Origin of the sequence: Streptomyces sp. 8N706 (assembly GCF_052245415.1) — a bacterium.
Classification (GTDB): Bacteria; Actinomycetota; Actinomycetes; order Streptomycetales; family Streptomycetaceae; genus Streptomyces.
This window is the reverse complement of the sequence record NZ_JBQQBW010000221.1, coordinates 1-3,174: the sequence shown is the minus strand read 5'-3', so window position 1 is coordinate 3,174 and position 3,174 is coordinate 1. Positions and strand designations below refer to the sequence as shown.

Genomic DNA, 3,174 nt, shown 5'->3' with positions numbered 1-3,174 from the left:
AGCAGCCCGAAGTACGGGTCGTTGTAGGGCAGCGGGAGTGCGTCGGTGTCGCCCAGTACGACCGTTGTGTCGGCAGTCGGGGCGCAGCGGGCCTGGAGCCACCGCAGCGGCCGGGTCAGGAACTGGGCGGCGGTACGAGACATGCGGTATTTCCTTTCGATGGTTCGGGGCGGTACGCGGGCCCGTCAGTGGTGCGCGGCGGGCGCGCACGTGCGGCACCGGGCGCGGGCGAGGCGTTGGAGAGCGGTGGGGTTGTCCGGCAGGGTCACGAAGTTCTCCTTCGCTCGGAGGGATGGGGTGCCTCGGGGCGGCCGGGACTGGAGGCCCGCGGCCGCCGCGAGGGCGACAGGGGGCGCGGGGAGGGGAAGCGGCGAGCGGACGTGCGTGGCGAGCCGGGCGACGTCGCATTCGCAGGTGCTGTCGTGCGAGCGGAGCTCTTCATTGCTCCACGGAACCGATCGGCCTTCACCACCAGCCCGGGCCGAAGATCACAGCTCTACAACACACCGTGTGGTGCATGAGCCGGACCGCGGTGAACGAACATGAGTCGGTGCATCTGCCCTGGTCAGGGCCCAACTCCGCCGTGCTGGGGGAGCCTTGAAGGGCTGGCGTGAGGTGCGGTTGCAGCTGAGCGGTTCCGCTCGTGCACCATGCGCCCGGGCGCTCGTGCACCACAGCCTCTCAGCGGTGCGCGGGCCGCCGCTGTGGGTGTGGACGATGCGGCGGTACGCGGCGAGGCCAGCGGTCCCGCCCCGGATGGGCAGGTGGCACTCGGGCAGCCCTGCGCCCAGATACCCCCGGGCCGGGAGTTCGGACGGGGCGCAGGGGTGCGGTTGCGGTGGTGGGGTGCTTATCCGCGGACCGCCTCCACGGCCTGCGCTTCGATGTCGGCGCGGCCTTCGGGATCGTCGTCCTGGTCCTCGTCCTCGTGCGGGCCGTGGACAGTGCAAATGATGTCCGGGTCGCTGTCCATATCACCGGTCAGGGCGCGGTGCAGACAGGTGATGCTGTAGACCGGCGCCCACGCGTACCCGTCGCACTCGGGGTCGACCAGGCAGGGCAGCAGCACGTCGAAGCCGACGTCGCCCTCGCCGTCGACGTCCTCGCGGAAGGCGAGGGTGAGGTACTGCTGACCAAGGCGAATCTCCGCGACGCGGTCACCGCCCGCCAGGTCGGAGCCCGGCTTCCAGCGCCACAGCGGCAAGATCTCCGAGCCGAAGAAGCGGCGGGGCAGGAGCAGGTCACCCAGGCCCTCGCTGCCGTCCAGGCCGAGGTCGACGATCCGGGCCTCGCTCAGGCGCCGCAGGTGCGGCTCCAGTTGGTACAGGCTGTCGGCGAAGACGACCTCGTTGAATCCCTCGCTGCTCAGCAACTGGTGGGAGCGGACCATCTCCTTGTGCTGGGCGAGCACCACATCGTCGGGCACGGTTCGGTTGGCTGGGCGCGGGCGCTGCCGGTCGACGCAGACGGAGGTCGGCGTGGCGACGATGACCGCGATGGCGGGCATGCCGTGCCGCTTGGCGGCGGCGACCAGAGGTGCCCTGGCAGACCGTTCGACATTCGTTGCGTCCACGATCGTGTTGCGCTTCCGGGCCATCCGGCGCTCCAGGAGCAGGTGCAGGGCGTCGACGGCGTCGGCGGTCGCTTCCTGGCATCCGGGGTCGTCACTGACAGCGCCCCGCAGGGCATCGAGCGAGAGGACCTGAGAGGCGGGCCAGGTGCTGGCCAGCGTGCTCTTACCGGCCCCGGAGGCACCGATCAGCACGACCAAACCGTTCTCCGGCAGCTCCGGGTAGATCAGCGATGTCATTCAGAGTCTCCTTGCGGGACGAGGGCGCGCGCGGCCCAGTGGATGCGCTGGCCGGCGTCGTCGATGACGAGTGCGGCGGCCTCGTGCAGCGGGCACGAGGCGTCGCCGTCGCGGTCGGGCTCAAGCTGCTCGGCTCGCTGCGCGGTGACGGTGAGCAGCTGCGCGAAGGAGCCGAAGACGCCGCCGGGCGGGTCGGCTTCGTCGTGGAGCGCGTCGATGTCGCCGGTGAGGTCGTCCTCGATCTGCTGCAGAGTGAGCTGGGCGATCCCGACCGCAGCGCGGATGCGGTCGACGCGGGTGCGGGGCATCGTGGCCGCCGCCATCACAGCACGGTGCCGGCGGCGGCCACCAGGAGCAGGGCCAGAGCGGCGAGGCTGAGGTCGACCGCGCGCCGCAGCTGGCTGTACTTGCGGACTGCGAGGACAGACAGGACCCGGATGCGGGCCGCCCGGGTGTCTCCCTCCATGCAGGCGCGGATCTGGTCTTCCTCGATCCGCGCCCAGTAGGGGAAGGACGCCCGGTCGCTGCCACTGAGCCGGGGCCTGACGACCAGGAGCAGCAGTACAGCGGCGGCGACCAGGGCGAGGACGGTGAGCGTGCCGAAGACCTTGGCCGGCAGCGGCAGTTCCTTGTCGGCGACGGACGCGAGTCCGGCGAGGACGGCGCCGTTGAAGGCCAGTAGTAAGGACGCCTTGCCGTCCGTGCGGGCGATCTCGCTGACGACCGAGGCGCAAGCGGTGTCCAGGTTCTTGTCGGTATCGGAAGCGGGGACCGTGACGGCCATGGGTAGGGGTCTCTCCTCTGTGTCAGGCGGCCAGCCGGTGCGTGACCGGAGCCGTGGGAGCGATGTAGCTACGGGGGTCGGCCGGGATGCCGTCGTTGCATTGCTTGCAACAGCCCTGGGTGCGCAGAGGCAGGCAGTAGTGGTAGCGGCGATGGCACTTCGGACAGGTCTGCCTCGCGGCCATCGCCCGGTCCAGCGCCCATTCCTGAGCGAGCGTCGGCTTCCTCTTCGGCTTCGCCAGGTCGACGCGGTAGAGCCACGCCTTGCGTTTGCCGTTACGCCAGATCAGCTGTGCGACGGGCTCCTGGCCCCCGGGGCTGAGGTTCATCGCCCGTAACTGGCGTCGGGTGACAAGCCCCTTGGGTGCTTGCCGGAACCGGAACTCCGGGAAGGAGCTGTCGTCATACAGGTCGACGTCGACCAGGTCCTCCTCCTGGCCGTCCATCACCTGCTCCAGGCGCCGGGCAGCCGGTGGGGACGGTGCGGGTAGCGGGGGCCGGGGCGCATGGGCCGGGGCCGGCCGATCCGGCGGCGTGGGCGGGGAATGAGCACGTGCGATCTCCTCCAGTCGTCGGTGAGC

The 3,174-nt window shown here is 70.6% G+C and carries 4 protein-coding genes; all 4 read right to left on the bottom strand.

Features of this window, described 5'->3' with window-relative positions; all coding sequences use genetic code 11:
- Window positions 1-850 precede the first annotated feature (850 nt).
- From ACTWQE_RS33870 to ACTWQE_RS33855, 4 genes are read right to left on the bottom strand one after another with little or no spacing between them, the layout of a single operon-like run.
- The gene (locus ACTWQE_RS33870; protein WP_443332929.1) at window positions 851-1,810 is read right to left on the bottom strand and encodes an AAA family ATPase; all 960 of its coding nucleotides are present in this window, start codon (window positions 1,808-1,810) and stop codon (window positions 851-853) included.
- On the bottom strand, window positions 1,807-2,133 hold the full coding sequence (locus ACTWQE_RS33865) for a hypothetical protein (RefSeq protein ID WP_443332928.1): 327 nt from the start codon (window positions 2,131-2,133) through the stop codon (window positions 1,807-1,809). The genes ACTWQE_RS33870 and ACTWQE_RS33865 overlap by 4 nt, the downstream gene beginning before the upstream one ends.
- Entirely contained in the window at window positions 2,133-2,594 is a 462-nt protein-coding gene (locus tag ACTWQE_RS33860; protein WP_443332927.1) for a Pycsar system effector family protein, read from the bottom strand. The genes ACTWQE_RS33865 and ACTWQE_RS33860 overlap by 1 nt, the downstream gene beginning before the upstream one ends.
- A gap of 22 nt (window positions 2,595-2,616) precedes the next feature.
- The gene (locus tag ACTWQE_RS33855; RefSeq protein ID WP_443332926.1) at window positions 2,617-3,039 is read right to left on the bottom strand and encodes an RRQRL motif-containing zinc-binding protein; all 423 of its coding nucleotides are present in this window, start codon (window positions 3,037-3,039) and stop codon (window positions 2,617-2,619) included.
- Between the last annotated feature and the right edge of the window lie 135 nt (window positions 3,040-3,174).

Coding starts and splice junctions, on each gene's coding strand:
- ACTWQE_RS33860 (WP_443332927.1), bottom strand. CDS start 2,594: ATGGCCGTCACGGTCCCCGCTTCCGATACCGACAAGAACCTGGACACC.
- ACTWQE_RS33865 (WP_443332928.1), bottom strand. CDS start 2,133: ATGGCGGCGGCCACGATGCCCCGCACCCGCGTCGACCGCATCCGCGCT.
- ACTWQE_RS33855 (WP_443332926.1), bottom strand. CDS start 3,039: ATGGACGGCCAGGAGGAGGACCTGGTCGACGTCGACCTGTATGACGAC.
- ACTWQE_RS33870 (WP_443332929.1), bottom strand. CDS start 1,810: ATGACATCGCTGATCTACCCGGAGCTGCCGGAGAACGGTTTGGTCGTG.